This is a genomic window from Tessaracoccus rhinocerotis (assembly GCF_007197885.1).
Taxonomy (GTDB): Bacteria; Actinomycetota; Actinomycetes; order Propionibacteriales; family Propionibacteriaceae; genus Arachnia; species Arachnia rhinocerotis.
In genome coordinates this window covers 383,909-410,634 of sequence record NZ_VKKG01000001.1, presented here as the reverse complement: position 1 = coordinate 410,634, position 26,726 = coordinate 383,909, and the positions used below count along the sequence as shown (strand labels likewise).

26 protein-coding genes and 1 tRNA gene are annotated in these 26,726 nt (G+C 69.3%); 13 read left to right on the top strand and 14 right to left on the bottom strand.

Going from position 1 to position 26,726, the window contains the following annotated elements:
* Positions 1–64: 64 nt before the first annotated feature.
* The 3 genes from FOJ82_RS01955 to FOJ82_RS01945 are packed head-to-tail and all read left to right on the top strand — an operon-like array spanning position 65 to position 4,594.
* Positions 65–781, top strand: a complete 717-nt coding sequence (locus tag FOJ82_RS01955) for an HAD family hydrolase (RefSeq protein WP_143936761.1) — start codon at positions 65–67, stop codon at positions 779–781.
* Positions 781–3,282, top strand: a complete 2,502-nt coding sequence (locus FOJ82_RS01950) for a glycoside hydrolase family 65 protein (protein ID WP_143936760.1) — start codon at positions 781–783, stop codon at positions 3,280–3,282. The genes FOJ82_RS01955 and FOJ82_RS01950 overlap by 1 nt, the downstream gene beginning before the upstream one ends.
* Position 3,283: 1 nt before the next feature.
* Positions 3,284–4,594 carry a hypothetical protein gene (locus FOJ82_RS01945; RefSeq protein WP_143936759.1) on the top strand — a complete coding sequence of 437 codons (1,311 nt, stop codon included), beginning with the start codon at positions 3,284–3,286 and terminating at the stop codon, positions 4,592–4,594.
* A 34-nt stretch (positions 4,595–4,628) separates the two neighbouring features.
* On the opposite strand, the gene cls is transcribed toward FOJ82_RS01945, so the two are convergent.
* The 5 genes from cls to FOJ82_RS01920 form a co-directional block, all read right to left on the bottom strand.
* Positions 4,629–6,062: a cardiolipin synthase gene (gene cls, locus FOJ82_RS01940; RefSeq protein WP_185975579.1), complete on the bottom strand. Its 1,434-nt coding sequence runs from the start codon at positions 6,060–6,062 to the stop codon at positions 4,629–4,631.
* Positions 6,063–6,132: 70 nt separating this feature from the next.
* Positions 6,133–7,107 (bottom strand): aldo/keto reductase, encoded by a 975-nt coding sequence (locus tag FOJ82_RS01935; RefSeq protein WP_143936757.1) that lies wholly within the window; start codon positions 7,105–7,107, stop codon positions 6,133–6,135.
* Positions 7,108–7,156: 49 nt separating this feature from the next.
* Positions 7,157–7,303, bottom strand: coding sequence for a DUF1905 domain-containing protein (locus FOJ82_RS01930; protein WP_143936756.1), 147 nt, complete (start codon positions 7,301–7,303; stop codon positions 7,157–7,159).
* 72 nt (positions 7,304–7,375) lie between these two features.
* On the bottom strand, positions 7,376–7,711 hold the full coding sequence (locus tag FOJ82_RS01925; RefSeq protein WP_143936755.1) for a TraR/DksA family transcriptional regulator: 336 nt from the start codon (positions 7,709–7,711) through the stop codon (positions 7,376–7,378).
* A 34-nt stretch (positions 7,712–7,745) separates the two neighbouring features.
* On the bottom strand, positions 7,746–9,032 hold the full coding sequence (locus FOJ82_RS01920; RefSeq protein ID WP_143936754.1) for an MFS transporter: 1,287 nt from the start codon (positions 9,030–9,032) through the stop codon (positions 7,746–7,748).
* A gap of 177 nt (positions 9,033–9,209) precedes the next feature.
* Between FOJ82_RS01920 and FOJ82_RS01915 the strand changes: the two genes are divergently transcribed.
* The 4 genes from FOJ82_RS01915 to FOJ82_RS01900 are packed head-to-tail and all read left to right on the top strand — an operon-like array spanning position 9,210 to position 13,142.
* Complete coding sequence (locus tag FOJ82_RS01915; RefSeq protein ID WP_143936753.1) at positions 9,210–10,265, top strand: glycosyltransferase family 1 protein; 1,056 nt, start codon at positions 9,210–9,212, stop codon at positions 10,263–10,265.
* Positions 10,262–11,323, top strand: a complete 1,062-nt coding sequence (locus tag FOJ82_RS01910; RefSeq protein ID WP_143936752.1) for a glycosyltransferase family 4 protein — start codon at positions 10,262–10,264, stop codon at positions 11,321–11,323. Before FOJ82_RS01915 ends, FOJ82_RS01910 begins: the two co-directional genes overlap by 4 nt.
* Positions 11,320–12,309, top strand: a complete 990-nt coding sequence (locus tag FOJ82_RS01905) for a glycosyltransferase (protein WP_143936751.1) — start codon at positions 11,320–11,322, stop codon at positions 12,307–12,309. The genes FOJ82_RS01910 and FOJ82_RS01905 overlap by 4 nt, the downstream gene beginning before the upstream one ends.
* Entirely contained in the window at positions 12,306–13,142 is an 837-nt protein-coding gene (locus FOJ82_RS01900; protein WP_143936750.1) for a glycosyltransferase family 2 protein, read from the top strand. The genes FOJ82_RS01905 and FOJ82_RS01900 overlap by 4 nt, the downstream gene beginning before the upstream one ends.
* A 15-nt stretch (positions 13,143–13,157) precedes the next feature.
* Here the strand turns inward: FOJ82_RS01900 and FOJ82_RS01895 are convergent, their stop codons facing one another.
* The 7 genes from FOJ82_RS01895 to FOJ82_RS01865 form a co-directional block, all read right to left on the bottom strand.
* Positions 13,158–13,685: a DinB family protein gene (locus FOJ82_RS01895; protein WP_185975578.1), complete on the bottom strand. Its 528-nt coding sequence runs from the start codon at positions 13,683–13,685 to the stop codon at positions 13,158–13,160.
* A gap of 291 nt (positions 13,686–13,976) precedes the next feature.
* Positions 13,977–14,240: a hypothetical protein gene (locus FOJ82_RS01890; RefSeq protein ID WP_143936748.1), complete on the bottom strand. Its 264-nt coding sequence runs from the start codon at positions 14,238–14,240 to the stop codon at positions 13,977–13,979.
* Between the two features lie 206 nt (positions 14,241–14,446).
* Positions 14,447–14,519, bottom strand: a tRNA-Pro gene (locus tag FOJ82_RS01885).
* 65 nt (positions 14,520–14,584) lie between these two features.
* Positions 14,585–14,974, bottom strand: coding sequence for a phage holin family protein (locus tag FOJ82_RS01880; protein ID WP_143936747.1), 390 nt, complete (start codon positions 14,972–14,974; stop codon positions 14,585–14,587).
* Between the two features lie 191 nt (positions 14,975–15,165).
* A complete protein-coding gene (locus FOJ82_RS01875; protein WP_143936746.1) occupies positions 15,166–16,470 on the bottom strand; it encodes a TRAP transporter large permease in 1,305 nt (434 codons plus the stop codon).
* 3 nt (positions 16,471–16,473) lie between these two features.
* Positions 16,474–16,980, bottom strand: a complete 507-nt coding sequence (locus FOJ82_RS01870) for a TRAP transporter small permease (RefSeq protein WP_143936745.1) — start codon at positions 16,978–16,980, stop codon at positions 16,474–16,476.
* Positions 16,977–17,990: a TRAP transporter substrate-binding protein gene (locus FOJ82_RS01865; RefSeq protein WP_143936744.1), complete on the bottom strand. Its 1,014-nt coding sequence runs from the start codon at positions 17,988–17,990 to the stop codon at positions 16,977–16,979. Before FOJ82_RS01865 ends, FOJ82_RS01870 begins: the two co-directional genes overlap by 4 nt.
* Positions 17,991–18,136: 146 nt before the next feature.
* Between FOJ82_RS01865 and FOJ82_RS01860 the strand changes: the two genes are divergently transcribed.
* Genes FOJ82_RS01860 through FOJ82_RS01840 form a run of 5 tightly spaced genes read left to right on the top strand, consistent with a single transcriptional unit; the run spans position 18,137 to position 23,839 of the window.
* Entirely contained in the window at positions 18,137–19,150 is a 1,014-nt protein-coding gene (locus FOJ82_RS01860; protein WP_143936743.1) for a LacI family DNA-binding transcriptional regulator, read from the top strand.
* 55 nt (positions 19,151–19,205) lie between these two features.
* On the top strand, positions 19,206–20,615 hold the full coding sequence (uxaC, locus tag FOJ82_RS01855) for a glucuronate isomerase (RefSeq protein WP_143936742.1): 1,410 nt from the start codon (positions 19,206–19,208) through the stop codon (positions 20,613–20,615).
* The gene (locus FOJ82_RS01850; RefSeq protein ID WP_221932993.1) at positions 20,612–22,015 is read left to right on the top strand and encodes a mannitol dehydrogenase family protein; all 1,404 of its coding nucleotides are present in this window, start codon (positions 20,612–20,614) and stop codon (positions 22,013–22,015) included. Before uxaC ends, FOJ82_RS01850 begins: the two co-directional genes overlap by 4 nt.
* Before the next feature lie 52 nt (positions 22,016–22,067).
* Positions 22,068–23,297 carry a D-mannonate dehydratase ManD gene (gene manD / locus FOJ82_RS01845; protein WP_143936741.1) on the top strand — a complete coding sequence of 410 codons (1,230 nt, stop codon included), beginning with the start codon at positions 22,068–22,070 and terminating at the stop codon, positions 23,295–23,297.
* Positions 23,294–23,839 (top strand): gluconokinase, encoded by a 546-nt coding sequence (locus FOJ82_RS01840; RefSeq protein ID WP_246099701.1) that lies wholly within the window; start codon positions 23,294–23,296, stop codon positions 23,837–23,839. Before manD ends, FOJ82_RS01840 begins: the two co-directional genes overlap by 4 nt.
* Before the next feature lie 66 nt (positions 23,840–23,905).
* On the opposite strand, the gene rhaI is transcribed toward FOJ82_RS01840, so the two are convergent.
* Together rhaI and FOJ82_RS01830 are read right to left on the bottom strand one after the other, a co-directional pair.
* Positions 23,906–25,072, bottom strand: a complete 1,167-nt coding sequence (gene rhaI / locus FOJ82_RS01835; protein WP_143936740.1) for an L-rhamnose isomerase — start codon at positions 25,070–25,072, stop codon at positions 23,906–23,908.
* Positions 25,073–25,077: 5 nt separating this feature from the next.
* Positions 25,078–25,440 (bottom strand): L-rhamnose mutarotase, encoded by a 363-nt coding sequence (locus FOJ82_RS01830; RefSeq protein ID WP_143936739.1) that lies wholly within the window; start codon positions 25,438–25,440, stop codon positions 25,078–25,080.
* A gap of 220 nt (positions 25,441–25,660) precedes the next feature.
* Between FOJ82_RS01830 and FOJ82_RS01825 the strand changes: the two genes are divergently transcribed.
* Positions 25,661–26,683, top strand: a complete 1,023-nt coding sequence (locus tag FOJ82_RS01825; RefSeq protein WP_246099700.1) for a LacI family DNA-binding transcriptional regulator — start codon at positions 25,661–25,663, stop codon at positions 26,681–26,683.
* The last annotated feature ends 43 nt before the right edge of the window (positions 26,684–26,726 follow it).

Here is a 26,726-nt window from a genome sequence, read left to right as displayed (position 1 = left end):
CCAAACTCGCGGCGGGCCCCGAACCTCCCTTGGGTGCCGCGCATCGGTCGCTAGGGTGGCAATCATGGACCTGGGTTCGTACTCGGCATACCTGTTCGACCTCGACGGCGTGATCACGCCGACCGCGGAGGTGCACATGCGCGCGTGGTCGGAGATGTTCAACGCCTTCCTCGGCACCGTCGAGGGGCAACTGCCCTACACCGACGAGGACTACTACCGATTCGTCGACGGCAAGCCCCGCTACGACGGCGTGCGCGACTTCCTGACCTCCCGCGGGATCGCCCTCCCGGAGGGGTACCGCGAGGATCCACCCACCGCGCTGACGGTGCGCGGGCTGGGGAACCGCAAGAACGCGACCTTCAACACGATCATCGACCGCGACGGTGTCGAGCCGTACCCCGGCACCGTGGCGTTCATCCGTGAACTCGCGGGCAGGCGGGCGCGCATGGGCGTGGTGTCCTCCTCGAAGAACGCCCCCGCCGTGCTGAAGGCCGCGGGGCTCGCCGACCTGTTCCCCGTGGTGGTCGACGGCAATGTCGCGCGCCAGCTCGGTCTGCCCGGCAAGCCGGCGCCCGCCACGTTCGTGCACGGTGCCGCGGAACTCGGGGCCACCCCCGCGGAGTCGGTGGTGTTCGAGGACGCACTCTCCGGGGTCATGGCCGCCGCCGCGGGCGACTTCGGGCTGATCGTCGGCGTCGACAGGGGTGTCGGGCGCGATGCGCTGGTGGCCGCCGGCGCGCACGTCGTCGTGGCGGACCTGCAGGAGTTGGTGGGGCTGTGATGCGCCGGGTCGTGTCCTCGGACCCGTTGAACCGCTCGCGGTTCCCCGTCGAGCCGTGGCGCCTCGTGGAGAGCGAGCCCTCGGCCCTCGACGTCGGCACCACCGAGACGCTGTTCTCCGTGGGCAACGGTTATCTCGGGATGCGCGGCAACCCCGAGGAGGGGCGCACCTCGTACGCACACGGCACCTACATCAACGGCTTCCACGAGACGTGGCAGATCAAGCATGCCGAGGAGGCGTTCGGGTTCGCCCACACCGGCCAGACGATCGTCCACGTACCCGACAGCAAGCTCATCAAGCTCTACGTCGACGACGAGCCGCTGACCCTGTCCGTGGCCGACCTGGACAGCTACGAGCGGGCACTGGATTTCCGCACGGGCCGCCTCGAGCGGGAACTGGTCTGGCGCACCCCGGCAGGCAAGTACGTGCGGGTCGTGTCGAAGCGGATGACCAGCCTCACCGACCGTCACCTGGCGTTGTTCGAGCTGGAGGTGACGATGGTCAGCGGCGACGCCCCCGTGATCATCAGCTCCCAGATCGTGAACCGGCAGGACGGCTTCGACGACTACCGCCGCCCGGGCTCCGAGGAGGGTTTCGACCCGCGGCGCGCGGCCCGGTTCAACGGGCGCGTGCTGCAGCCCAGGGCCAACTGGTACCAGGGCGGCCGGATGGCGCTGGGGTACGAGACCACGAACTCCTGCATGACGCTGGGTGTGGCCGCCGACAACTACATCGACACCGAGAACGAGTTCGAGTCGTTCATCTCCACCGAGGACGACCTCGGCAAGCAGGTGTTCCGGGTGGAGGCCCGCGAGGGCGTGCCCGTCAAGATCCGCAAGGCCGTGGCGTACCACACCTCCCGCGGCGTCCCCGTCACCGAGCTGTTCGACCGCTGCCGCCGCACGCTCGACCGGGTGCAGGACAACGGCTTCGAGTACTACTACAACCTGCAGCGGGAATGGCTCGACGAGTACTGGTCCAACACCGACGTCGAGGTCGAGGACCAGCCCGCGGTCCAGCAGGCGACCCGCTGGTGCCTGCTGCAGCTGGCGCAGGCCGCCGCGCGCAGCGACCAGATGGGCATCCCCGCGAAAGGGGTGACCGGCTCCGGGTACGAGGGCCACTACTTCTGGGACTCAGAGGTCTACCTGGTGCCGTTCCTGATCTACACCAACCCCGGGATGGCGCGAAACGCACTCCGGTTCCGCGTGAACATCCTGCCGCAGGCGCGGGAGCGCGCCCGGGTGCTGTCCCAGGAGGGTGCGCTGTTCCCGTGGCGCACGATCAACGGCGAGGAGGCATCGGCTTACTACGCCGCCGGCACCGCCCAGTTCCACATCAACGCCGACGTGGCGTTCGCCTTCTCCAAGTACCACGACGTCACGGGCGACACCGGGTTCATGCACCGCGACGGCGCCGCGGTCCTGGTGGAGACGGCGCGGCTGTGGGCCGACCTGGGGTTCTGGCGGACAGAGGCGGACGGCCACAGGACGTTCCACATCCACGGCGTCACCGGCCCCGACGAGTACACCGCCGTCGTGAACAACAACATGTACACCAACGTCATGGCCCGCGGTAACCTGCGCGCCGCCGTGTCCCTGATGAAAGAGCTGGAGCGTGACTACCCGGTGGCGTACCGCCGGGTCAACGACCACCTGGGACTCCGACCGGACGAGGTCGCCGAGTGGGAGCGGTGCGCCGACGCGATGGTGGTGCTCTTCGACGAGACCCTCGGCATCCACCCGCAGGACGAGAAGTTCCTCAGCAGCGAGCTGTGGGACGTGGCCAACACGCCCCTCGACAAGTACCCGCTGCTGCTCAACTACCACCCCCTGGTGATCTACCGTTTCCAGGTGCTGAAACAGGCCGACGTCGTGCTCGCCCTGTTCCTGCAGGGCGACCACTTCACCCTGGCGGAGAAGCGCGCCGACTTCGAGTACTACGACCCGATCACCACCGGCGACTCGTCGTTGTCCGGGGTGGTGCAGTCGGTGATCGCCTCGGAGGTCGGCTACCAGGAGATGGCCATGGAGTACTTCCTGAGCGGCCTGTTCGTGGATCTGGCGGACCTGCACCAGAATGCGCGCGACGGCGTCCACGTCGCCTCCGCCGGCGGCGTGTGGAACGCCCTCGTCTACGGCTTCGGCGGCCTGCGCGACTACGAGGGACGGATCACCTTCGACCCCCGACTGCCCCGCGACTGGCCCAGCATGCGGTTCCCGCTCCAGATCCGCGGTTCCCGCATCCGGGTCCACCTGGAGCGTGAGCAGATCTCGTTCACGCTCGAGAGGGGTGGCCCGGTGGAGCTCGCGGTGCGGGGGGCCGACGTCGTCGTGAGCGGACCCGACCCCGTCGTGGTGCGCCTGGACCACCAGGGCGAGGACCTGCCGTCGCTGGACGCGAAGCACCCGGTCACGGGCGGCCGCCGCGCCGACGGTTCGGTCATCACCGCCAACGTTCCGGAGTCCCACGACCAGCGCATCTCCGGCGTCATCGACTGAAGTGGACGTCATTCAGACCCCGGCAGGGTTCCGCGTCGAGGACCTGCCCGCGCCCCTGGAGTGGCTGGAGCTCGCGCTGCCCGACGGCTGGTCCCGGGCCCCGGGCCCGGAGGAGGACGTGCTGGTCTTCGGCCAGGGGCACCTGGTGATGCGGGTCCGGGTAAGGCCCGAACCACGCTTCGGGATCGACGTCGAGATCGACAACACCTCCGAGGAGGACCTGCTCGTCACGGACTCGCCCGTGCTCGTGCTCCACTCCGCGGCGCCGCAGCTGGCTTGGCTGGGGGGTGCCACCGGACGCGTGGTGCTGCCCACGCCGTCGGGGGTGGGGCTCTTCCGGCAGTGGCGCGGCAACTGCGGGCCGCCCCCGGGCGGGACGGCCGCGGACGGGATCGCCATCTTCGGCGACGGCGGCTGGGTCCGGGCCGGCCAGTCCCTCGGGTCCGGCTGGCGCCTCGAGGTACTGGATGGGCTCCCGCAGGAGCCGGGCTGGCTGCCCGAGCGCTGTTTCGTCACGGAGGGGGACGACGTCGACATCCTCGCTCCCGACGCGGCCGTGTCCACCGTCGGGCTGCGCGAGTCCTCCGACGGCGACTCGACGACGCTCACCGGCCCCGTGGGGGTGCACCCGGTTCGGCTGTCCGATGCCCGCGGCACCACGAGCTTCGACGTCGGCTGGCACCTGCAGCCGTCGGAGATCGCGGCCGAGGCGGTCGGCGCGGCGCGCAGCGACGACCTCGCCGCCTGGTTGCACGTGGCCGGCTCGGCGCGCCGGGTCGAGGACCGCGCCGCACTGGACGAGCTCGACATGCTGCTGGGGGAGTCCTTCGAGGCGCCAACGCTGTGGGGTGTCCTCGCCGGGCTGCGGGCCGCGGCGACCACCGAGCTGCCGGTGGGGGGCGAGGCCGCTGCGGCCGCGGACGCGCTGCTGGCCGCGGACCCGGGCTCTGAGCTCGCCCCCATCCTGATGGCGCAGGGGGTCAGGGTCACCGTCGGGCCCGAGGCCGCCCGCGGTCGGCCCGCGATGGACTGGTGGGCCGTGCTCACGGGCGACTACGAGACGCTGCGCCACCGCGTGCTCGAGTGGGTGGACTACGGACTGACCACCTCCGTCCCGCCGGTGCACGGGGCCAGGGGGGTGGCGCTGGCCTGCCTGTGGCTGGCCGTCCACGAGCAGTCCGAGGGGCAGCTGGAGGTGGCCCGAGCCACTGTCCGGACGTTCGCACGCCTGCTGGCGATCCACTCGGTGGACCCGGATCCGCAGGAGGTGGCGTGGCTGCTGCTCGCCGACACCTGGCTGTTCGAGGCCTGATCCCGGCCAGGACGCTCCGGGCCCGGAGCCGTGCCTAGAGCAGGTTGGACAGCAGCCGACAGGCGGAGTTTCGGAAGCGCCGCAGCGGCCCCCAGGCCTCGACCTCCTCGAGGGTGATCTCGCGGCACTCGGCCAGGTCGTTCTCGAAGTGGCGCTCGTGCTCGGCGGTGAGTTGCGCGTCGTAGATCCACACCATCAGCTCCTTGTGGAGCCGCAGGCTGCGCATGTCCAGGTTCAGGGTGCCGATGGAGCACGCGACACCGTCGACGGTCATGGACTTGGCGTGGAAGAAGCCCTTTTCCCACTGGTGGATCCGGCCACCGGCGCGCAGGAACTGCAGGAAGTAGGTCTCGGCGGCGTACCAGGGGATCCGCTTGTCCAGGTGGAGCGTGGTCATCAGGTCCACCCGCACGCCGCTGGCGGCGGCGTTGACCAGCGCGTCCATGGTGGAGGTGTCCGGGACGAAGTAGGGGGACTGGATGAGGATCCGGTCCCTCGCGCCCGAGATGGCCACCTGGTGGGCGCGGGTGGTCGCGTGCCACGGGTCGTCGTGCGCGTGGTGCACGGTCTGAACCATGATGTCGCCACCCGGCAGCGAGGGGTCGGGGTAGTACTCGTCACGGAACAGGTCCTCCCGGAACGCCTCGTACCAGCGGATGTCGAACAGCTTCTCGAGGTCCGCGACGCCCGGACCCGTGAGGCGCAGGCCCGTGTCCCGCCAGGCGGGGAACCTCTTGCCGCCGTCGATGTACTCCTGGCCGATGTTGAATCCGCCGGTGTGTCCGATCTCCCCGTCGACGACCGTGATCTTGCGGTGGTTACGGTAGTTGAGGCGGGCCAGCCCCTTCATGTCGCTGCCCACCAGCGCGCCGGCGGCCCTGAGGCGGCGCATCTCCTGCTTGGGGTAGGGCAGGCACCCGAAGAAGTCGTTCAGGATCCGGACCTCCACACCGGCGGCGAGGCGCTCGAGCAGAACCTCGGTGATGCGCCCGGTGAGCTCGTCCTGCTTCCAGATGAAGTAGCCCATGTGGATGAAGCGCTGCGCCGCGCCGAGGTCCGCGATCAGCGTGTCGAAGTACTCCGAGCCGTCGACGTGGATCTCACAGGTCCGCACGGGCAGTGGCGGTGACTCCGCCTTGCCGGTGATCAGGGTGCTCATCCGCAGGGCCCAGTCCGACGGCGGGTCGGCCCGGAAGGCGGCCACCTGCCCGGCGTGCGGTCGGTGGATCCGGGGCATGAACGCGCGGCCCAGTTCCAGCAGTCTCCTGCGCACCGCAGAACGTTGCGAGATCGCCGCCCAGTTCCTGCCGAAGAAGAAGTAGATGACGATTCCCACCACGGGCAGCATCACCAGCACGAGCAACCAGCCCAGGGCCGCAGTCGGGTCCCGGTCCTCGCTGATTATCAGGACGATGGCGCCCAGCCAGTACGCGACGAGCAGGATGTCGATGATCAGCCACGGGCTCACGCGCTCATCCTCGCAGGTCCGCGATGCGCGCTCCAGATCCCGTGGGCGGCAGCACCACGCTCCCGGGCCCTCAGAACAGCGCGATCTTCTTCGCGGGCGGGAAGATCTTGTCGAGGGCGGCCTCGTCCTCGGCCGTGGGGACCCAGTCGGCCGCGGCTGCGTTCTGCGTGATCTGCTCGGGCCGGGTGGCGCCGGCGATGACGCTGGCGACGGACCGGCGCGAGGCCAGCCAGGAGAACGCCACCTCGATCTCGCTCAGGCCGCGCTCGGCGGCGAAGTCCCCGAACCGCCGCAACTGCTCGAAGTCGGTCTTGTCCATCAGGTACTGGCGGGCGTGGGTGAGTCGGCTGCCTTCCGGGGCGGTGCCGTCGGAGTACTTGCCAGTGAGGAGCCCGTTGGCGAGCGGGAAGTAGGGCAGCACCCCGAGTCCGTAGGCCTCCGCGGCAGGGGTGACCTCGAGCTCGGCGCGTCGGTCCAGCAGGTTGTAGTGGTTCTGGGCGGACACGAACCTGGTGCCGCCTGCTGCCCTTGCGACGAACTCCGCCTCGGCGATCTGCCAGCCCGCGCGGTTCGAGTGTCCGACGTAGCGCACCTTGCCTGCGCGGACCAGGTCGTCGAGGGCGGCCAGCGTCTCCTCGATCGGCGTGAGGGGGTCCGGGGTGTGGAACTGGTAGAGGTCGATGTGGTCCGTGCCGAGGCGCTTCAGCGAGGCCTCCACCGCGCGCATGATGTAGCGGCGGGAGCCGCGGGCGTCGAAGTCCGGTCCGTTGAGGCCGTGCATCGGCATGCCGAACTTGGTGGCCAGGACGACGTCGTCGCGGCGGGCGCCGAGCGCCCTGCCGAGGAGAACCTCCGAGAGACCCTGTTCGCGGCCGTAGGTGTCGGCGACGTCGAACAGCGTCACCCCGGCGTCGAGCGCGGCGTTGACGACGGCGTCGGTGCCGGCCTGGTCCTCGGTGGCGGTCTGCGCGCGGCCGAGGTTGTTGCACCCCAGCCCGACGATGGAGACACTCAGACCTGAGTTGCCGAGACGGCGGTACTGCATCGGACACCCTTTCGGTTGGCTACGACGCTCATCGTAGTCAACGCGTGCTTCAGGAACGCCGACGGGTCAGGTGCACCTCGACCTCGTCGCCGTCGGTCTTGCCGATCCGCCTGCGGACGTCGGCGTTGACGGGCAGCTTGTGGGTGCCGTCGCCCAGGGCCATGAAGGCGGGCGCGGGTGGTACGAATCGAGTCATCGTCGTCTCCGAATCCTGCGGGCCCACCTATCCTACGACCGCGGCCCGACCCGGCGGAAGGGTGGCTGTGCGCTAACCGGCGTGCTGGACGCAGGTGGCCGCCCATGGGCGGAACTCGAGCCGCGCCGCGGGGATCGGCTCGCCGCACACCACGCAGCGGCCGTACTCGCCCGCCTCGAGCCGGGCGCGGGCGTCGACGACCTCGTTCAGAGTGCGCTGCAGGGACTCGGCTGTGGAGGAGTCCGCCAACTGTTGGACCGCCTGGATGGTGCCGTCCCCGATGCGCTTGCCGAAGCCGATCGTCGCGCCGGCCTCGGGAGGGCGGGTGAGTTCCTCGATGCGGGCACGCAGCTCGTCGGCCTTCGTGTCGAGCGCCTCCGCGACCAGGGCCGGGTCGATGTTGTCCATGCAGCATTGTCCCACCCGGGCCGTCGGAAGTGCGTCAGGTGGCGGCGTCCTGCGTTTCCTCGTGCGTGGTCACCCAGAACCGACCCGCGACCACGAGCCCGAGGACCAACAGGGCCGAGGTCAGGAGGAACGGCCAGGTCCGGTCCATTCCCGAGAGCCAGCCGCTGATCCAGCCGAAGGGCGCGGTGACCAGCATCACGGCGGTGCGCTGGATGGCCATCACCCGGGAGCGCTCGTTGCGGTCGACGTGGAGCGCCACCAGCGACTCGGCAAGCATGAACAGGATCCCGGCACCGAAGGCGTCGAGCAGCAGACACACCGCGAGCAGCAGGTAGGTGGAGACCGCGGCGGCGCCATCGGGGGACGGGATCGCGACGAGCAGCAGCTGCCCTGCGAGGTAGACGCCGAACCCGATCAGGGTGGGCGCCTTGAGGTGCCGGGCGTGCGTGAGCAGGGGGATGAGGGTGAAGAAGAAGAGCACCGACAGTAGCGAGCGCACCATGGGGAAGAACGGCAGCAGCGCGTCGGGCACGCCGAGGCGCTGGTTGATGACGATCTGCCAGAAGGTGCCGTTGACCAGGGTCACGGCGCCCACGATGGCGGAGATGCCCAGGGAGAAGATGGTGCCCTTGGAGCGCACGATCAGCCCCAGCACGCTGCGGTACTCCCACAGCGATCTCCAGATGCTCACGCCACGGGTCTGCTCCATCCTGAGGCGACCGGTCGCGGTCTCGGTGGTGAACCGGTAGAGCAGCCAGATCTTCACGGCCATGATCAGGAACGCGTTCAGGTACAGGATCCGTACCGCCAACTCGAGGCCCAGGTTCGCCACCAGCAGGGCGGCGATCGGGGCGAACAGGGCGGAGAACTCGGCCGCCACCTTGACCAGCGAGTACACCTTGGGGATCTCGGCCCGGTCGACGTCCTCCACGAGGAGGCAGTCCCAGGAATTCTGGGTGACCTGCCAGGCGCCGTTGATGACCGAAGCGATCAGGAACCACCAGAAGTTCTGCGCGAAGGCCCAGACCAGGCACGGGATCACCCATGCGATGACGTCGAACAGGGCGGTGGTCCGGCGTCGACCGAGCTTGTCGGTGATCACCCCACTGAGCAGGCCGAAGACCACCTGGGACAGCATGGAGATGGTCGCGAGCAGCCCGATCTGTGCATCGTGCACACCCAGCGCGAGCATGAACACCGAGGCGTAGGGGAGCACCAGCATCATCGACAGGCCCCACATGGGCTCCGTGTAGACCGAGGCGCGGCCGTTGCCTCGGAGGCTGAGGAGCGTCGTGATCATGGGGTTGCGGGAGCGGTGCACCGCAACAGTCAACCCCCGGCCCCGGGGTTTGTCCAACGGCGTGCCGAACCCTGATCGCAAGGCATCACGGTTCCGATCCACGGACGCGCTATCTTGACCTGAAGGCGTCCCTGAGGGGCGTCGGGGCTCCCGAGTGGCGAGAGATCCGACCCCCGGCACTGACTTGGGAGGTTTGTCTTGAGAGTCGCATCGGTTCCTTCGGGACACGTCTACGTCCGTCACATCGGCCGCAGCGACGGCGCCGGCGCCCAGCGGCTGCCGGACCCGCGCCCCCCCGAGGCCGCCAGTGAGCAGCAGTGGTGGCCCCCGGTGATGCTGCAGCCGGGCTGGATCACGCAGCACGCGGATGAGTTCGACGTCTTCCACGTCCACTTCGGGTTCGACGCGCTCGGTCCAGACGACCTCCGAACCGTGGTGCGGGAACTCCGTGCGGCGAACCGGCCGCTGGTGTACACCGTCCACGACCTGGTCAATCCGCACCACGCCGACCCGGGGCTCCACGCCGCAGCACTGGAAGTCCTGGTGGGCGAGGCCGACGCGCTGGTCACGCTGACCCGAGGCGCCGCCGACGAGATCTGGCGACGGTGGGGGCGGCTAGCCCACGTGCTGCCGCATCCGCACGTCGTCCCGATCGAGGAGATGGGCGTGCCGCGGCCGGCGTCCGCCGCGAGGCGCGTGGGAATCCACCTGAAGAGCCTGCGGGCCAACATGAACCCCCTGCCGCTGCTTCCCCTGCTGGCCGAGCAGACCGCCGAGCGCGACCTGCAATTGGTGGTCGACGTCCACACCGACGTCGTGACGCCCGGGATGCGCAACCACTCGGCCGACGTGGTCTCGGTGCTGTCCACGCTGGAGCGGCTCGGCCACGTCGAGGTCCACGTCCACGACTACTACGACGACGGTGAGCTGTGGGACTACTTCCGCTCCCTGGCGCTGTCGGTGCTGCCCTACCGCTTCGGTACCCACTCGGGCTGGTTGGAGGCCTGCTTCGACCTCGGGACCAGGGTGCTCGCGCCGCGCATCGGCCACTACCACCAGCAGGAACCGGACGTGCTCGGCTACCGGCTGGAGGACGGTGTGCCCGACCCGGGGGACGTCGCCGCGGCCCTCGACGTCGTGGCCGAGGGCGGCCGGTGGGGAGCCGATCCTGGCTGGCGCCGGACCCAGCGCAGTGTCCTGGCCGCGTCCCACGAGGCCATCTACTCGTCACTGGTCCGGGGGAGCGCGACATGAGGATCGCCCTGGTCGCGCATGACAGGTTCCCGATAGCCGAGCCCTTCGCGGGCGGACTGGAGTCATTCACCTGGCAGCTGGCCCGGGGCCTCCGCGACCGTGGCATCGGCGTCACGGTCTTCGCGGGGCGGGGCAGCGACCCAGAACTCGATCTGGAGGAACTCTACGTGGAACCGGTGCACCTCAGCGCCCAGGCCCGCGCGGACGTCTCTATGCCACTGGAGCGGGTGGTGCAGGAGACCTTCGCGTACCTGGGGTGCATGCAGCAGCTCATCCATCGGCGCGGCATCGACATCGTGCACAACAACTCGCTGCACTACCTGCCCATCGCACTCAGCGACCTGCTGCCCATGCCGTTCGTCACCACTCTGCACACCCCGCCGACGCCGTGGCTGGAGCCCGCGCTGCGCAACCTCGGGGCAGACGCACACGTCACCGCCGTCAGCCACGCCATCGCCCAGCGCTGGTCGCACCTCGTCAGTCCCCGCGTGATCCACAACGGCGTCGACCTCGCGGAGTGGGGGTTCGGCGACGGTGGCCCGGACCTGGTCTGGATGGGCAGGATCGTGCCGGAGAAGGGCCCGCACGTGGCGGCGCTGATCGCGAAGCGGGCGGGGCGCAGGCTGCGGATCGCCGGACCCCTGTCCAACATGGAGTACTACGAGAACACGCTGGCCCCGCTGCTCGACGACGACATCACCTACGTCGGCCACCTCAGGCGTCGGGAGCTAGCCGTCCTCGTCGGCTCCAGCGCCGCCTGTCTGGTGACACCGCTGTGGGAGGAGCCGTTCGGGCTGGTCGCCGCGGAGGCGATGGCCTGCGGCACACCCGTGCTCGCGCTGGCGCGCGGAGGGATCCCCGAGGTGGTCCAGCCTCCGGGAGGCCTTGCGGTGCCCGTCCAGGCGGACGAGGAGGACACCGTCAACGCGGCCGGGGCCGCCCTCGGCGAGGTGGAGGCCCTCGACCGGGCAGGAGTTCGCGACCATGCTGCCCGTCGGTTCGACCTCGGGGCCGTCGTCGAGCGCTACATCGCCCTGTACGAGGAGTTGATCGCGTGATCGGCTACTACGTGCACCACCAAGGGCTGGGGCACGTCACCCGGGCCCGCGGGATCGGCCGGGAGCTGGCGCGGCGCGGCGTGGGTGTCGTCGCCTTCAGCAGCTTGGTGCGGCCCGACGACTGGACCGGTGAGTGGGTCCGGTTGCCCACCGACGAGACCAACACACCGTTCGAGCCGACAGCTGGGGGAGTGCTGCACTGGGCGCCGCTGGGCCACGAGGGCCTCGGCGGGCGCATGCGCGCGATCGCCGAGCGGCTCCCGGACCTGTGCCTGGTGGTCGTCGACGTCTCGGTCGAGGTTGCACTGCTCGCCCGGCTGTTCGGCGTCCCCACGGTCGTCGTCGCAATGCGCGGCGACCGTTCGGACCGCCCCCACCTCGCGGCCTACGACTCGGCCTGCACGCTGCTCGCCCCGTGGGAGCAGCGGTTCGCCGACCAAGGGTGGCCCGCGCACTGGAGTGAGAAGACCCATTTCGTGGGAGCGATGTCCAGGTTCGACGACCTGGAGCCACCCGCCACCCGGGCCCGGGCCGGGCGCAGGGTCCTCGGCGTCTGGGGTGGCGGGGGTACGGACCTGCCCGCTGGCGCCGTGCAGGCCGCGCGAGCGGCCACCCCCGGCTGGGACTGGGTCTGGCGCTCGCCGGCGGATCCTTCCCCCGATCTCTGGGCGGACCTGCACGGGTGCGACGTCGTCGTGTGCCACGCCGGCAACAACGCGTTGGCGGAGGTCGCCTCGGCTCGTCGCCCCGCCGTCGTGGTCGCCCAGCCGCGGCCGTTCGACGAGCAGCGCCACGCAGCAGCCGCCATCCGCAGGGCAGGGCTCGCCGTGGCGCTGGACGAATGGCCCGAGCCCGATACCTGGCCGCAGCTTCTCGACGAGGCGCGGCGCCGTGGCGGCGAGGGCTGGAAGCAGTGGAACCGCCGCGACGGCGCGGGGCGTGCCGCCGAGGCGCTCGCGCACCTGGCGGCCCGGGTGACCCCATGAGCGGAGAACTGGCCGTCGTCACCGTCGTGAGCGGCCGCCACCGGCACCTGCAGCGCCAGCGCCGCGGGCTGGTCGCAGGAGGGGTCCCCCCTGCGGTGCACGTGGTGGTCAGCATGGGCGACCCGTCCGTCAGCGACGTGATGTCGCTGGAGCCCGGGCTCCCCAGCGATCTGGTGCAGCTGCCGGCGAGCGGCAAGCTTCCGCTGGCGGCCGCCCGCAACGCGGGCGTGGCACGGGCCGCGGCACTCGGTGTGCGCGCGGTCGCGCTGCTCGACGTGGACTGCATACCTGAGCCCGGCCTCGTCGCCGACTACGACCGGCTGCTGGGCATGGCCCCCGGCCCGGGACCGGCGGTGGTCTCCGGGCGGGTGCGGTACCTGCCCGAGGCCATGGGGGAGGACGACTACGAACCGAGCAGGCTGGAGGCCCTCGGCCGGGACCATCCGGCCCGGGTGCTGCCCACCTCACCGCTGGCGCCCGGAGACCCGCGGCTGCTCTGGTCACTGAACCTGGGCGTCACCACACGGGACTGGGCGGCCATCGGGGGGTTCGACGAGGACTACGTCGGCTACGGCGGGGAGGACACCGACTTCGGGCAACGGCTCGCGGCCGCCGGAGGCCGGCTGTGGTGGAGCGCCGCTGCCGGGGTGTTCCACCAGTGGCACCCGGTCAGCCGCCCCCCGGTCGAGCACGTCGCCGACATCGTCGCCAATGCCAACCGGTTCCACTCCCGCTGGGGCTGGTACCCGATGGAGGGCTGGCTGGAGGCGTTCAGGGACCGCGGTCTCGTCACGCTCGACGACTCCGGTTGGTCCCTGGTGACCGAGCGCTGATGCCTCGACGGGCACTCAGCGCCGCGTCCCCTCCAGCGTCAGTTGAGCGCGGTGGTGGTAGTAGTGCCGAGGCGCCCACGCGAGCACGTCCGCGCGGGTCATCCAACGCGTGAAATACGGGTCCCAGCGCTTGGGGACGGCCATGCCGAGCCGGAGGTCGGCGTCGCTCGCCCGGCCCGCCCACCTGGTGAGCCAGTCGGTGTCGTGGTCCATCCAGCGTCCAGCCCGAGGCAGGCCCACGACCCGGACACCGGCGACCGGCCCGGCGAAGTTGATGCAGTTGTAGGGCCAGGTCACCATCGCGAGTGCACGCGCGTAGCCGATGGACACGGAGCGCGGCAGCCGCCCGAAACCGCCGAACAGGGGGATGAACACCCTCACCAGGTGCTGACCGAACCACATGTGGAACAGGAGTTCCCGGTTGGTCCAGCGCGTGCCCAGGGTGCGTGCCAGCAATTCATCGGGGTGTGCTGACGCCAGCAGGGCGCGGTAGTCGTCCCGGACCAGTTCCAGGTCTGCCACCGTACGGTCGGGGACTGGCATGTACCGATTGTGCACCTGCCCGGTCCGGGCCGTCCACGAGCAAGACCAACGTCCCGCCCGTCCGGGTCCGCCAGCGGCTCCCCCTGACGTGAAATGCCGCCCCGGTACTCCCGTGGAACAGGAGCCAGGGCGGCGGTACACGACACGGAGTTCGGCGTGGGCGGGGGATCCCATCGCCTCAGCCTCGTTGTCGGTGGCTCGCGCAAGCGCTTGCCAAGTCTGAAGTTAGCGACTCCGTAGCGATATTGTGCGCAAACGCGCACAATGCTCAATGCTGATCGTCGACGGGGCTCACCTGCCCGCGTCCGGCAGCAGCCTTCCCACGAAGACGCATCCCCGGTCGAACTCCTCGAGGCGCATGTTGGACTGCGTCCCGGAGTGCAGGGAACTCAGCCGCACCCATCCGTCGGTGACGGCGACGACGCGCTGGACCTCCCCAGATCTGCCGATCCTCCAGAGCGTGCCCGGTGCGGGCGGTACGGGCAGTCGGGACTCATCGGCGACGTCGATGGGTGTGCCATGCGGCGCGGGATCCATGGACTGGCTTCTGAGCACGATGATCCTTCCAGAGGGCCAAGCAGGGGAAGGTCGGTCTGAGTCTGGGTACTTAGGTAATCCAAGTATGCACACACATCGCCGTGCTGGGCCACTGGGGTCCGAAATGGTGTGCACCGATCCGCGTCGTCGGGTGCCGTCGGGTTGGAGGATGGATGCGAAAACGGCCCGCCCGGGCGCAGTGCCTGGTTGGGCCGGTTGTGTTGTCGGGGCGACAGGACTCGAACCTGCGGTCTCCTGCTCCCAAAGCAGGCGCGCTAGCCACTACGCTACGCCCCGTCCGCCCGCGAACGGGCTTCGCCGAGTCTACTGCACGGGGGCCCGCGGGGGCGAAACGGCCCGGGTCAGCCCCGAGCCTTGTTCCTGTCGACGCCGAGGACGCCGCCCACGAGGGCTGAAACGATGCTGATGATGACCGACCCGATGAGGGCGGAGAGGAACCCATCCACGTGGAATCCGATGCCGAGCATCTCGGCCAGCCACGAGGCCAGCATCAGCATGAGGGCGTTGATCACCAGCAGGAACAGGCCGAGGGTCAGGATGATGAGGCAGAAGCCGACCACCTGCGCGAACGGCTTCACCACAGCATTGACCACTCCGATGATGGCGGCCACCACCAGCAGGGTGACGGCGACGTCCATGTTGTCCGACGCCGTGATCGAGATTCCGGGAACGAGCCAGACGGCGACGGCGGTGCCGACGGCGGCTGCGATCAGCTTCAGGATCAGGTTCATGCAGCCAGTCTAGGGAGCCGCCGGCCGCGACACGGGCTCCGCGCGCACGTTGGGTGGACGTTCAGGGAGAACCCCAAGTGGCGCACCGGCACCTACGACGAGGTCCTGGCGCCACCGAGGGCTGCCGGCGCAGACGACTCGGTCCCGGCCCCCGCGAGGAGGACCGGGACCGAGGAGTCCGGCGACAGGGGTTACAGCAGCCCGAACAGGCCGGGCAGCCAGAGGGTCAGGGCGGGCACGAACGCCACCACGAACAGCATGACGACCAGTGCGACGAAGAACGGCACGAGAGCCTTGATGACGGGCTCCACCCGCAGCTGCGCGATCTTCGCACCGACGAAGAGCACATTGCCCACCGGGGGAGTGATGGTTCCCAGGCAGAGATTGAATGTGACGATCAGGCCGAAGTGGATCGGGTCCACCCCGAACTCGGTGACGATCGGGAGGAAGATCGGGACGAAGATCAGGATGGCGGGGGTCGGGTCCATGAAGGTCCCGACGACCAGCAGGATGATCATGATCAGGATGAGGATGACCACCGGGCTGTCCGTGAGGCTCAGCATCGCGTTGGACAGTGCGTTCGGGATGCCGGAGAAGGCCATCACCCAGCTCATGATGGTGGAGACGCCCACCAGCAGCATCACGATGCAGGTGGTCTTCGTGGCGTCGAGGATGATCCGGGGCAGGTCGGAGACCTTGATGGCCCTGTAGAGGAAGCCCAGCACGAGGCAGTAGACCACCGCGATGGCGGCGGACTCCGTCGGGGTGAAGATGCCGGCCAGGATGCCACCGATGACCACCACGATCATCAGGACCGAGGGGATCGCCTTCCACAGCGTGACCAGCGCCATCCGCAGGGAGACGTGCTCGGTGACGCCGATCCCCTTGTTCTTGCGAACGTAGAGGAACACGACGAACATGCACGCGATCGCCCAGAGGATGCCGGGGATGTAGCCGGCGATGAACAGCGTCGCGATCGAGGTGCTGGAGACCAGCGAGTACACGATGAGGGTGTTGCTCGGCGGGATCAGCATGCCGGAGGGGGCCGACGCGATGTTGACGGCGGCTGCGAAGTTCTTGTCGTAGCCCTCCTGCTTCATGCGCGGGTTGATGACGCCGCCGACCGCGGCGGCAGAGGCCACCGCGGCGCCCGAGACGGAACCGAACAGGGCGTTGGCCACGACGTTGGTCTGGGCAAGCGAGCCGGGCATCCGGCCGACGAGGACCTTGGCCGCGTCGATCAGCCGGCCGGCGATGCCGCCGTTGTTCATCAGCACCCCGGCCAGGATGAAGAACGGGATGGCGAGCAGGGTGAACGAGTTGATTCCCGTGAACAACCTCTGGGCGGCCACGAACGAGGCCTTCTCCATGCCGATCACGGCGCTGACGGCGGCGAAGGCCGAGAAGCCGACGGCGACGGCGATGGGAACGCGAAGGAGTAGGAGGACGACGATGCCGATTACCAGGACTGCGCCTGCGATGACTGCTGCTTCCATGGCTCAGACCGCCTCTCGGATCTCTTCGTCCAGGCTCGGCAGTCCGCGCCCCTGGGTGGCCTCGATGATGTGGTGCAGGGCGTAGAAGACGATGATCGCGCCCGAGATCGGCAGTGCGAGGTACATCATTCCGACGCTGACCGGCAGGCCGGAGACGTTCTGGCTCCACGTGATGCCGACGCCGCGGATGCCGCCCCAGAGGAGGACGAGCGCCCCGAAAAGCCCGACGATGACGTTCACGAAGACCTCCATGGCCTTCTTCGAGTTGATCTTCAGGGCGCGGGTGAGGAAGTCGACGGCGATGTGCTCCTTCTCGGAGAACACCCAGGCCGAACCGAGCAGCGAGAGCCACACGAACAGGTACTGGGCCGCGACGGTGGTCCACGTCAGCGGGTTGCTGAGCACCTGCCGGGTGAAGACCTGCAGCACGACGACGATGACGAGCGCTGCGAAGAACACGACGCACAGGACCCGCAGGACCTTGTCGAGCACGTTTGCGATGGGGGTCACTGCTCTGCCTTCCTCTGGATGGCGTCGAAGAGCGACTGGTCCTCGTCGGAGGTCAGGTACTTCTCGACGACGGGTGCCAGGGCCTCGCGGAACGCGTCCTGGTCCACCTCGTTGAACGTGGAGCCGCCCTCCTCGGCGGCTGCGATCGCGGCCTGGGTCTCCTCGGTCCACAGCTCGGTGTGGTGGGCCATGGTGGCCAGCCACTCCTCGTCGAAGGTGGCGCGGTCCTCTTCGGACATGCCCTCGTAGACGTCGGTGTTGATGAGCATGTAGTCCAGGCCGATCAGGTGCCGGGTGAAGGCGACGAACTTGGCGACCTCGTTGTGGTTCTGGGTGACGTAGGAGACCTCGTTGTTCTCGGCACCGTCCAGCACGCCGGACTGGAGGGCGGTGTAGACCTCGCCGAAGGACATCGGCGTGGCCGAGGCGCCCATGGCGTTGATCATGTCGATGGCGATGTCGGACTCCTGGACCCGGACCTTCATGCCGGCCAGGTCGTCGGGGGTCTCGATCGGCCCCTCGACCGTGTAGAGGTTGCGCTCTCCCTGCGTCAGGCCACCGAGCACGGTGAGCGACTTCTCGTCCTCGAGAGAGCTGAACAACTCGCCGACCACCTTCTCGTCGGTGATGGTCTGCATCTGGTGGTCGATGGAGGTGAACGTCGTCGGCAGGTTCAGGACGGCGAACTCGATGTTCAGGTTCTCCAGCTGGGTGCCGGAGGCCACCGCCATGTCGACGGAGCCGTCGCTGACCAGCTGGATGACCTCCTGCTGGGCGCCGAGGGTCTCGTTCGGGTAGACACGCACGTCCCAGCGGCCCTCGGTGGCCTCGCTGAGGCGCTCGCCGAAGGCGGTGAGGGCGACGTAGGAAGGGTGGGCCTCCGTCTGGTTCAACGAGAGAACCAAGGTCTTGCCCGATTCCGGGGTGCCCGCCAGGCCGGAGCTGCAGGCGCTCAGGCCGAGGGCCATGGCGGCGGCAACCGCAGCCAGGGGAGTTCGGCGAAGTCTCATACGGGGATCACTTCCTTGTCCGGCGGCCTCTGCGACCGTCTGTCCCATCCGTGGTGTCACAGCATCATCACCGCGCAAAACGCCGTGCGACGACTTGTTGCCACAAGTTGCAGAAATGGCCAGTGGATTGGTCGAAGATGGGAGGCATGCCCCACGACGATCCCAAACCGGTGACGATCTACGACGTCGCCCGCGTGGCCGGGGTGTCCGCATCCACGGTCTCGCGCACGTTCGCCAGGCCCGGCAGGGTCAGCTTCTCCACCGCCCAGCGGATCAAACAGGTGGCCCTCGAACTCGGCTACCGCGCCGTCGAGCTCAGGGTCAGTGTCGCGGAGGGGGCCCAGCGCCACGGCACCATCGCCCTGGTCGTGGCCGACATCACCAATCCGGTGAACTTCGACATGATCCGCGGCGCCGAGGAGGAGGCGGCCCGGCACAACTACACCATGCTCCTCGCGCACACCCGGGAGTCCGCCATCGTCGAGCGGGAGGCCCTCGAACGGGTGCTCGACAGCGTCGACGGGATCGTGCTCAGCAGCTCCCGGATGTCTGACTCCGGGATCCGCGCCATGGCCAAGCAGAAGCCGACCCTCGTGATCAACCGCGGCGTGACCGGCGTTGCCAGCGTGGTCTCCGACAATGCCCGGGGGATGCGGCGCGCCATCGAGCACATCGGGGAACTGGGCCACCGCGACATCGCCTACCTGGGTGGGCCGGAGGCCTCCTGGGCGCACGGGATGCGCTGGCGCGCACTGAAGGAGGGCGCACACGAACTCGGGCTCAACGTCACGCTCGTCGAGAGCCCCGCACCCACGAAGGAGGGGGGAGAGGCGATCGCGGAGTCCGTCCTGGCCACCGGGGCGACGGCGGTCGTGGGCTACAACGACCTACTCGCGCTGGGCTTCATGCAGCGGGCCCGCGAGCTCGGCCGCGACGTGCCCGGCGACGTCAGCGTCGTCGGCTTCGACAACTCGGTGTTCGCAAGCCTCACCACGCCCGGACTGACGAGCGTTGCGGCGCCGATGCACGCGATGGGCGCCACCGGTGTCCGGAACCTGTTGGGGATGGCCGGCAACACCATGGCCGACCCCTTCCGCCCCATCGTGCTTCCCACCCGGCTGGTGGTCCGGGGCTCCACGGGAGCGCCGCCGAGGGGTTGAGGCAACCCACGGCAACTCGTTGCCACCGGTCGCTCCGGACGATGAACATGTCACCATGCCTTCCGACATCTCGAACCATCCAGACCGGCTCCTCCCCGCTGACCCCGGTGTGCGCGAGATCGCGCGTGGGCTGCACGCGGCGGTGGCGGACCTGCCTATCATCTCCCCGCACGGTCACGTGGATGCCGCCATCATCGCCGATGACGTCGCCTTCCCGGACCCGACCGCCCTGCTGATCAGCCCCGACCACTACGTCACCCGCGTGATGCACTCGGCGGGGATCAAGCTCGACGAGCTGCGGGTCGGAGGCACCGAGGGTGCCACGCCGCGCGAGGCCTGGCGCACCTTCTGCAAGCACTGGCCCCTCTATGACGGAACTGCCTCCGGCTACTGGCTGCGCCAGGAGTTCGCCACCGTCTTCGGCGTCGACGACCTCGACATCCGCGAGGAGACCGCCGACGAGGTCTACGACGCCATCCAGGCCCGGATCGACGAGCCGGGTTTCCGGCCGCGCGCACTCATGGAGCAGTTCGGCATCGAGGTGCTGGCCACCACCGACGACCCGCTGGCCGACCTCGCACCCCACGACAAGCTCGCCACCGACGAGGGATTCCGGCCGCGGGTGCTGCCGACCTTCCGCCCTGACGCCTACATCAAGTTCTGGGCCGACGACTTCACCGGCAACGCCGAGCGCCTCGTCCAGGCCGCCGGTGACGGTCGCTCCGGCTACGACGGGTACGTCACGGCCATGGCCAACCGTCGCCGCTACTTCATCGAGCACGGTGCCGTCTCCTCCGACCACGGCACCGAGACCGCCAACACCCTGAAGCTCGGGCGCGACGAGGCCGCCGCGTTGTTCGAGAAGGGCGTCGCCGGCACCGCGACCCACGCCGAGGCCCTCGCCTTCGAGGCGCACATGATGTACGTGCAGGCGGCCATGGCCGTCGAGGACGGTCTCGTGATGACGATGCACGCGGGCGTGCACCGCAACACCCACCCCGAGAGCCTCGCCCGGTTCGGACCCGACACGGGCCACGACATCCCGCACGCCGTCGACTTCGCCACCGGCCTCCAGCCGCTGCTGGCCGACTTCGGCACCGCGGAGGGTTTCCACTTCATCCCGTTCACCATCGACGAGACGGTCTATTCCCGCGAACTCTCTCCCCTGGCCGGGTTCTTCCCGTCGGTGTTCATCGGGGCGCCCTGGTGGTTCCTCGACGCCCCCGACGCCATGATGCGCTTCCGCGCCTCGGTCACCGAGACCGCGGGCTTCTCCCGCTCCTCCGGCTTCATCGACGACACCCGCGCGTTCTGTTCCATCCCCGCTCGCCACGACGCCAGCCGGCGCATCGAGGCCGGGTTCCTGGCACGCCTCGTGGCCGAGCACCGCATCACCGAGGAGCGGGCCGCAGAGATCATCGTCGACCTGGTCGACGCCTCACCGAGGAGGGCATTCAAACTGTGACCGAACCACTCAACGCCACCACCTACGAGGCCGGTACGCGCCCGCCGGTACGGATCGTCCACCTCGGGCTGGGCGCCTTCCACCGCGCCCACCAGGCTTGGTACACCCAGCGCGCCGGCGACGGCTGGGGGATCGCAGCGTTCACGGGCCGCAGCCCCGATGCGGCCGAGGTGCTCGCCGCGCAGGACGGCCTGTACACGCTCGTGGTACGCGGTCCCGACGGTGACTCCCACGAGGTGATCACCTCTGTGGTGGCCGCCCACGACGGCGCCGACCTTGCCGCCCTCGCAGCCCTGGTTGCCCAGGCGGAGGTGGCGGTCGTCACCCTCACCGTCACCGAGGCCGGCTACAAGCTGCGGCCGGGCAACGCCGAACTGGACGTGGATGACCCGCAGGTAGCTGCCGACATCGAGGCCCTGCGCGCCCACTACGCCAAGGACTTCACCGTCGGGCACGCTCTGGGCGGCAAGGTGAGGAGCGCCACCGCCCGCCTCGTGGTGGGACTCGCTGCCCGCCGGGCCGCCGACGGTTGGCCCATCGCCGTCGTGTCCTGCGACAACCTGCCCGGCAACGGGGCCGCCGCGAAGGCGTCGGTGCTGGGGTTCGCCTCGGCCGTCGATCCGCTGCTGGCGAAGTGGATCGTGGACAACGTCTCCTTCGTCGACAGCTCGATCGACAGGATCACGCCGCGCACCACCGACGAGGACAAGCTGGCGGTGGCCGAGGCCACGGGCTACGCCGACGCCTCGCCGGTGGTCACGGAACCGTTCGCGTCCTGGGTGCTCGCCGGTGACTTCCCCGGTGGCCGGCCCGCGTGGGAGAGCGCCGGGGCCGTCTTCGTCGACGACCTCGAGGCGTTCGAGCGCCGCAAGCTGTGGCTCCTCAACGGTGCCCACTCCCTGATGGCCTACGCGGGTGCGCTGCGCGGCCACGGTACGATCTCGGCCGCGCTCGCGGACCCGGTGGTCTCCGGCTGGGTGGAGGACTTCTGGGACGCCGCGGCCAACCACCTCACCGATCCGGAACTCGACGTCCCGGGCTACCGCGCCGCCCTGCGTGACCGCTTCGCCAACCCCCGCATCGCGCACTACCTCAGCCAGATCGGGATGGACGGCACGCTCAAGCTCGCCGCCCGTGCCGTCCCGGTGTTCCTCGCCGAACGCAGGGCCGGGCGCGACGGGGTCGCGGCGCTGCGCCCGATCGCGGCGTGGATGGATCGGGTCACCGAGCAGGTCAGCGCGGGCGAGCACGTGCAGGACCCGGCCGGACCGCGGATCGCGATCGCCGCCGGTACCGATGACCAGACCCCGGCACTGCTCGCGCTGGTCGACCAGCAGCTCGCCTCCGAACTCGACGTCGTCGCAGCACTGAAGGCGCTGCGCGGCACCTTCAAGAACTGACAGTCCGCCCTCAGCCAGGCGCCCCGCGCCGAGACCCGTAAGGAACCACAACATGAAGATCACCAAGGCCGAAGTGTTCGTGACGAGCCCGTCGCGCAACTTCGTGACGCTGCGCATCGAGACCGACGAGGGTCTCGTGGGCATCGGTGACGCGACCCTCAACGGCCGCGAGCTCGCCGTCGCCGCCTACCTGAAGGAGCACGTCGTCCAGCTGCTGATCGGCAAGGACCCGAGCAACATCGAGGACACCTGGCAGTTCCTGTACCGCTCGTCGTACTGGCGCCGCGGCCCCGTCACCATGGCCGCGATCGCGTCGGTCGACATGGCGCTGTGGGACATCAAGGGCAAGGCCGCCAACATGCCGGTCTACCAGCTGCTCGGCGGCGCCTCCCGCCGCGGGCTGCGCGCCTACGGCCACGCCTCCGGCACGGACATCGAGTCCCTGTTCGACTCCATCCGCGCCCACCTCGAGCAGGGCTACAAGTCGGTCCGCGTCCAGACCGCCATCCCGGGGATCAAGGCCGTCTATGGCGTAGCCGCCCAGACCCAGGCCTCCGGCGAGCGCTACGACTACGAGCCCGCGGGCCGCGGGGCGTTCCCGACCGAGGAGGACTGGGACACCCGTGCCTACCTTCGCCACCTGCCGACCGTCTTCGAGGCCGTGCGCAACGAGTTCGGCCCGGAGCTGCCCCTCCTGCACGACGGCCACCACCGCATGACGCCGATCCAGGCGGCCAGGCTGGGCAAGGATCTCGAACCCTACGATTTGTTCTGGCTCGAGGACTGCACCCCCGCCGAGAACCAGGAGGGCCTGCGGCTGGTGCGCCAGCACACCACCACGCCGCTGGCGATCGGTGAGATCTTCAACACCATCTGGGACTTCCAGCTGTTGATCAAGGAGCAGCTCATCGACTACGTGCGCGCCGCCTCCACGCACTTCGGCGGCATCTCGCCGCTGAAGAAGGTCATGGCTTTCGCCGAGCAGTACCAGATCAAGTCCGGGTTCCACGGCCCCACCGACATCTCGCCGATCGGCTTCGCCGCCCAGCTGCACGTCGGCCTGTCCATCCACAACTACGGCATCCAGGAGTACATGCAGCACTCCGCCGCCACCAACCAGGTCTTCGAGCAGCAGATGACCTTCATCGACGGCTACCTGCACCCGGGCGAGGCGCCCGGCCTGGGCGTGGAGTTCAACGTCGAGGCCGCGAACGCGTTCCCGTACCAGCAGGCCTACCTGCCGTACAACCGCCTCGTCGACGGAACGGTCCACGACTGGTGACCGGAAACCATGGTGCGGGACCCGCGGCGGAGGCCGCGGGTTACCGCGTCGTCGTGATGGGGGTCTCCGGCAGCGGAAAGACCACCGTGGGGGAGTTGATCGCAAACGACCTCGGTGGTGACTTCGTGGACGGTGACGCCCTCCACCCGGCGGCGAACATCGCGAAGATGAGCCGGGGGATCCCCCTTGACGACGACGACCGTGGGCCGTGGCTGCAGGAGGTCGGCGCTCGCCTCGAACTTGCCCGGGCCGAGGGCCGCACGCTGGTGCTCGGGTGCTCCGCGCTGAAGCGCAGCTACCGCGACGTCATCCGGGCCGGCGCACCCGAGACGGTCTTCGTGCACCTGCACGGCAGCCGCGACCTGCTGTGGGAGCGGATGCAGGTGCGCCCCGGGCACTTCATGCCCGCGAGCCTGCTGGACTCGCAGCTGGCAACCCTGGAGATGCTGGAGGGCGAGGAGCACGGCCGGGTGTTCGACGTCTCGGCGGACCCGGAGACGCTCGCCTCAGTGGCGACGGCCTGGCTGCGCAGCACTCACTGACCCCTTCGGGACGGCGGCGTCCTCGCGCCCCGGGCCACTGTTCGCAGTGACCCGGGGCGCAACGGCTCAGGCGCCCCAGCTCGACTGGCTGCCGCCGACGCGCTCCTCGGCGATCCTGGCCAGGTAGCCCGACTCCGCGAACGCGCGCATCGGGTCGGCGGGCAGGCCCCGGCTCTCACGCCACTCGGCCAACGCCGGGCGGACGTCGGTGTAGAAGGCATCCATGAGGATCGAGTTGGCGCCCAGCACGTCGCCGCCCTCCTGCGCGGTCCGCAGCTCGTCGCGGTCGACGAGCAGCGCCCGGGCGGTCATCTCCTGGACGTTCAGGACGGAGCGGATCTGGCCGGGGACCTTGTCCTCGACGTTGTGGCACTGGTCCAGCATGAACGCGACGGGCGAGTCCTCGTCGAGGCCGCCACCGACGACCACCTCGAACAGGATCCGGAACAGCTGGAACGGGTCCGCGGCGCCGACGATCAGGTCGTCGTCGGCGTAGAAGCGGGAGTTGAAGTCGAAGGAGCCGAGCTTGCCGAGGCGCAGCAGCTGGGCGACGATGAACTCGATGTTGGTGCCCGGGGCGTGGTGACCGGTGTCGAGGCAGACCATCGCCTTCTCGCCGAGTGCCGCCACCTGCACGTACGAGGTGCCCCAGTCCGGGACGTCGGTGTGGTAGAAGGCCGGCTCGAAGAACTTGTACTCCAGCACCATGCGCTGCTCGGCGCCGAGCTGGGCGTAGATCTTGGACAGAGACTCGTGCAGCCAGTCCTGGCGGGCACGGATGCTCACCTGGCCGGGGTAGTTGCTGCCGTCGGCGAGCCAGATCTTGAGGTCGCGGGAGCCGGTGGCGCCCATGATCTCGATGCACTCCAGGTGGTGGTCGACAGCCTTCTGGCGGATGGCTGGATCGGAGTGCGTCAGGGACCCGAACTTGTAGACGTCGTCCTGGAAGGTGTTGGAGTTGATGGTGCCCAGCCCGACTCCCAGGTCTTCCGCGAAGCGGCGCAGTTCCGCGTAGTCGTCCACCTTGTCCCACGGGATGTGGAGCGCGACGTCGGGGGCCAGGCCCGTGTACTTGTGCACCTGTGCGGCGTCGGCCAGCTTCTCCTGCACGGTGCGGGGCGTGCCGGGCGTGCCGAACACCTTGAACCGCGTTCCCGAGTTGCCGTAGGCCCAGCTCGGCACCTCGATCCGCTGGCGGGCGAGGACGTCCAGGGTCTCCTGGGGGATGGTCATGGTGCTCAGTTCTCCTTCCGGGCCGGGACGGCCGCGAGCTGGGTTTCGAGGTTGAAGACCTCCTCGATCGGCTGGAAGCCGACGTCGGGGGTGGAGTCGAGGCCGACGAAGAAGTCGCTCATCTCTGCCTGCCAACGGGCGTTGACCTCGGTGGCGGCCATGGCGGCCTGCGCTGCCGCAAGGTCCTCGCTCTCGACGTAGGCGATCAGGAGGCCGTCGGGGCGCAGGAACAGGGAGTAGTTGTGCCATCCCGACTCCGCGAGGGCCTCAAGCATCTCGGGCCACACCGCGGCGTGGCGACGCCTGTACTCGTCCAGACGCGCGGGGTCGACCTGGGCGTGCATGCAGTAGCGACGAAGTTCGGACATCTGCCCTCCACAATGAGGATGAAACGATTCAGTAGTCCTGATGTTTCCACACACCCGCGTCCCAGTCAATCGGCCGCGACACGTCGGTCGCCATTCCGTGGTCGACCTCGCAGCAGTTCTGCGCGAATCGTCCCGGAATCTCCGTGAAACGATTCATGCTATGGGAGGATTAGGCCGAACGTGTCGAAACCGCCCCGGTGGCGGTGATGGAGGTGTCAGGGTGGCTCGAGAAGGCGGAGCGGGGATCAAGGACGTCGCCCGGGAGGCAGGCGTCTCCGTGGGAACGGTGTCCAACGTGCTCAACAAGCCCAGCACCGTCTCCGAGGCCAAGCGGCGCCGGGTGCTCGACGCCATCTCGGAGTTGGGCTACGTCCCCAACAATGCTGCCCGCCAGTTGAAGGCCGGGGTCAGCCGCGCCGTCGGGCTGGTGGTCGTGGACACCTCCAACCCGTTCTACGGCAGCATCGCGCTGGCCGCGGAGGAGGCCGCCGAGGAGCAAGGGCTGGGACTGTTCGTGGCCAACAGCCACCGCCGCGTGAGCAAGGAGCAGTACTACCTGTCCCAGTTCGAGCAGCAACGGGCCAGGGGGATCCTGGTCACGCCCGGAGCGGCCGACCTCTCGCAGCACCGCGCCGTCGCCGCCCGCGGCACCCGCGTCGTCCTCGTCGACTCGGTCGAGCCGGAGCCAGACTTCTGCACGGTCTCCGCCGACGACTTCCATGGCGGACGACTCGCCATGCAGCACCTGCTGGACCTGGGTCGCAAGCGCATCACCATCCTCGGTGGTCCCGGCCACTACCGCCAGATCGGCCGTCGCCGCGCCGGCGCGCTGAGTGCGGCGGAGGGTGCCGGCGTCGAGGTCGAGTACGTGGAGCCCCCCGAGATGAGCATCCTCGCGGGTCGCGCCTTGGGGGAGCAGGTGCTCAGCGGCCCGGACCGTCCCGACGCCATCTTCGCGATGAACGACCTCCTCGCCACTGGGGTCCTGCAGTCCCTCGTGATGGGCCGCAGCCTGGAGGTGCCGAGCGACATCGCCCTCATCGGCTACGACGACATCGACTTCTGCGAGAGCGCGGTCGTGCCGATCACCTCCGTGCGGCAGCCGGCCGAGGAACTCGGGCGGGAGGCTCTCCAGCTGCTGGAGGCCGAGATCCTCGAGGGGGAGGCCCACGAACACCGCGACGTCGTGCACCAGCCCCGGCTCGTGGTGCGCGCCTCGACCGCGGGTCGCGCCGCGCTCTGACGTGCGGGTCGCCCGGATCGCTCATCGGGCGGTGAGGGCGCAT

Coding starts and splice junctions, on each gene's coding strand:
- FOJ82_RS01955 (WP_143936761.1), top strand. CDS start 65: ATGGACCTGGGTTCGTACTCGGCATACCTGTTCGACCTCGACGGCGTG.
- FOJ82_RS01950 (WP_143936760.1), top strand. CDS start 781: ATGCGCCGGGTCGTGTCCTCGGACCCGTTGAACCGCTCGCGGTTCCCC.
- FOJ82_RS01935 (WP_143936757.1), bottom strand. CDS start 7,107: ATGCAGTACCGCCGTCTCGGCAACTCAGGTCTGAGTGTCTCCATCGTC.
- FOJ82_RS01930 (WP_143936756.1), bottom strand. CDS start 7,303: ATGACTCGATTCGTACCACCCGCGCCCGCCTTCATGGCCCTGGGCGAC.
- FOJ82_RS01925 (WP_143936755.1), bottom strand. CDS start 7,711: ATGGACAACATCGACCCGGCCCTGGTCGCGGAGGCGCTCGACACGAAG.
- FOJ82_RS01910 (WP_143936752.1), top strand. CDS start 10,262: ATGAGGATCGCCCTGGTCGCGCATGACAGGTTCCCGATAGCCGAGCCC.
- FOJ82_RS01900 (WP_143936750.1), top strand. CDS start 12,306: ATGAGCGGAGAACTGGCCGTCGTCACCGTCGTGAGCGGCCGCCACCGG.
- FOJ82_RS01895 (WP_185975578.1), bottom strand. CDS start 13,685: ATGCCAGTCCCCGACCGTACGGTGGCAGACCTGGAACTGGTCCGGGAC.
- FOJ82_RS01880 (WP_143936747.1), bottom strand. CDS start 14,974: ATGAACCTGATCCTGAAGCTGATCGCAGCCGCCGTCGGCACCGCCGTC.
- FOJ82_RS01875 (WP_143936746.1), bottom strand. CDS start 16,470: ATGGAAGCAGCAGTCATCGCAGGCGCAGTCCTGGTAATCGGCATCGTC.
- FOJ82_RS01865 (WP_143936744.1), bottom strand. CDS start 17,990: ATGAGACTTCGCCGAACTCCCCTGGCTGCGGTTGCCGCCGCCATGGCC.
- FOJ82_RS01860 (WP_143936743.1), top strand. CDS start 18,137: ATGCCCCACGACGATCCCAAACCGGTGACGATCTACGACGTCGCCCGC.
- uxaC (WP_143936742.1), top strand. CDS start 19,206: ATGCCTTCCGACATCTCGAACCATCCAGACCGGCTCCTCCCCGCTGAC.
- manD (WP_143936741.1), top strand. CDS start 22,068: ATGAAGATCACCAAGGCCGAAGTGTTCGTGACGAGCCCGTCGCGCAAC.
- rhaI (WP_143936740.1), bottom strand. CDS start 25,072: ATGACCATCCCCCAGGAGACCCTGGACGTCCTCGCCCGCCAGCGGATC.
- FOJ82_RS01830 (WP_143936739.1), bottom strand. CDS start 25,440: ATGTCCGAACTTCGTCGCTACTGCATGCACGCCCAGGTCGACCCCGCG.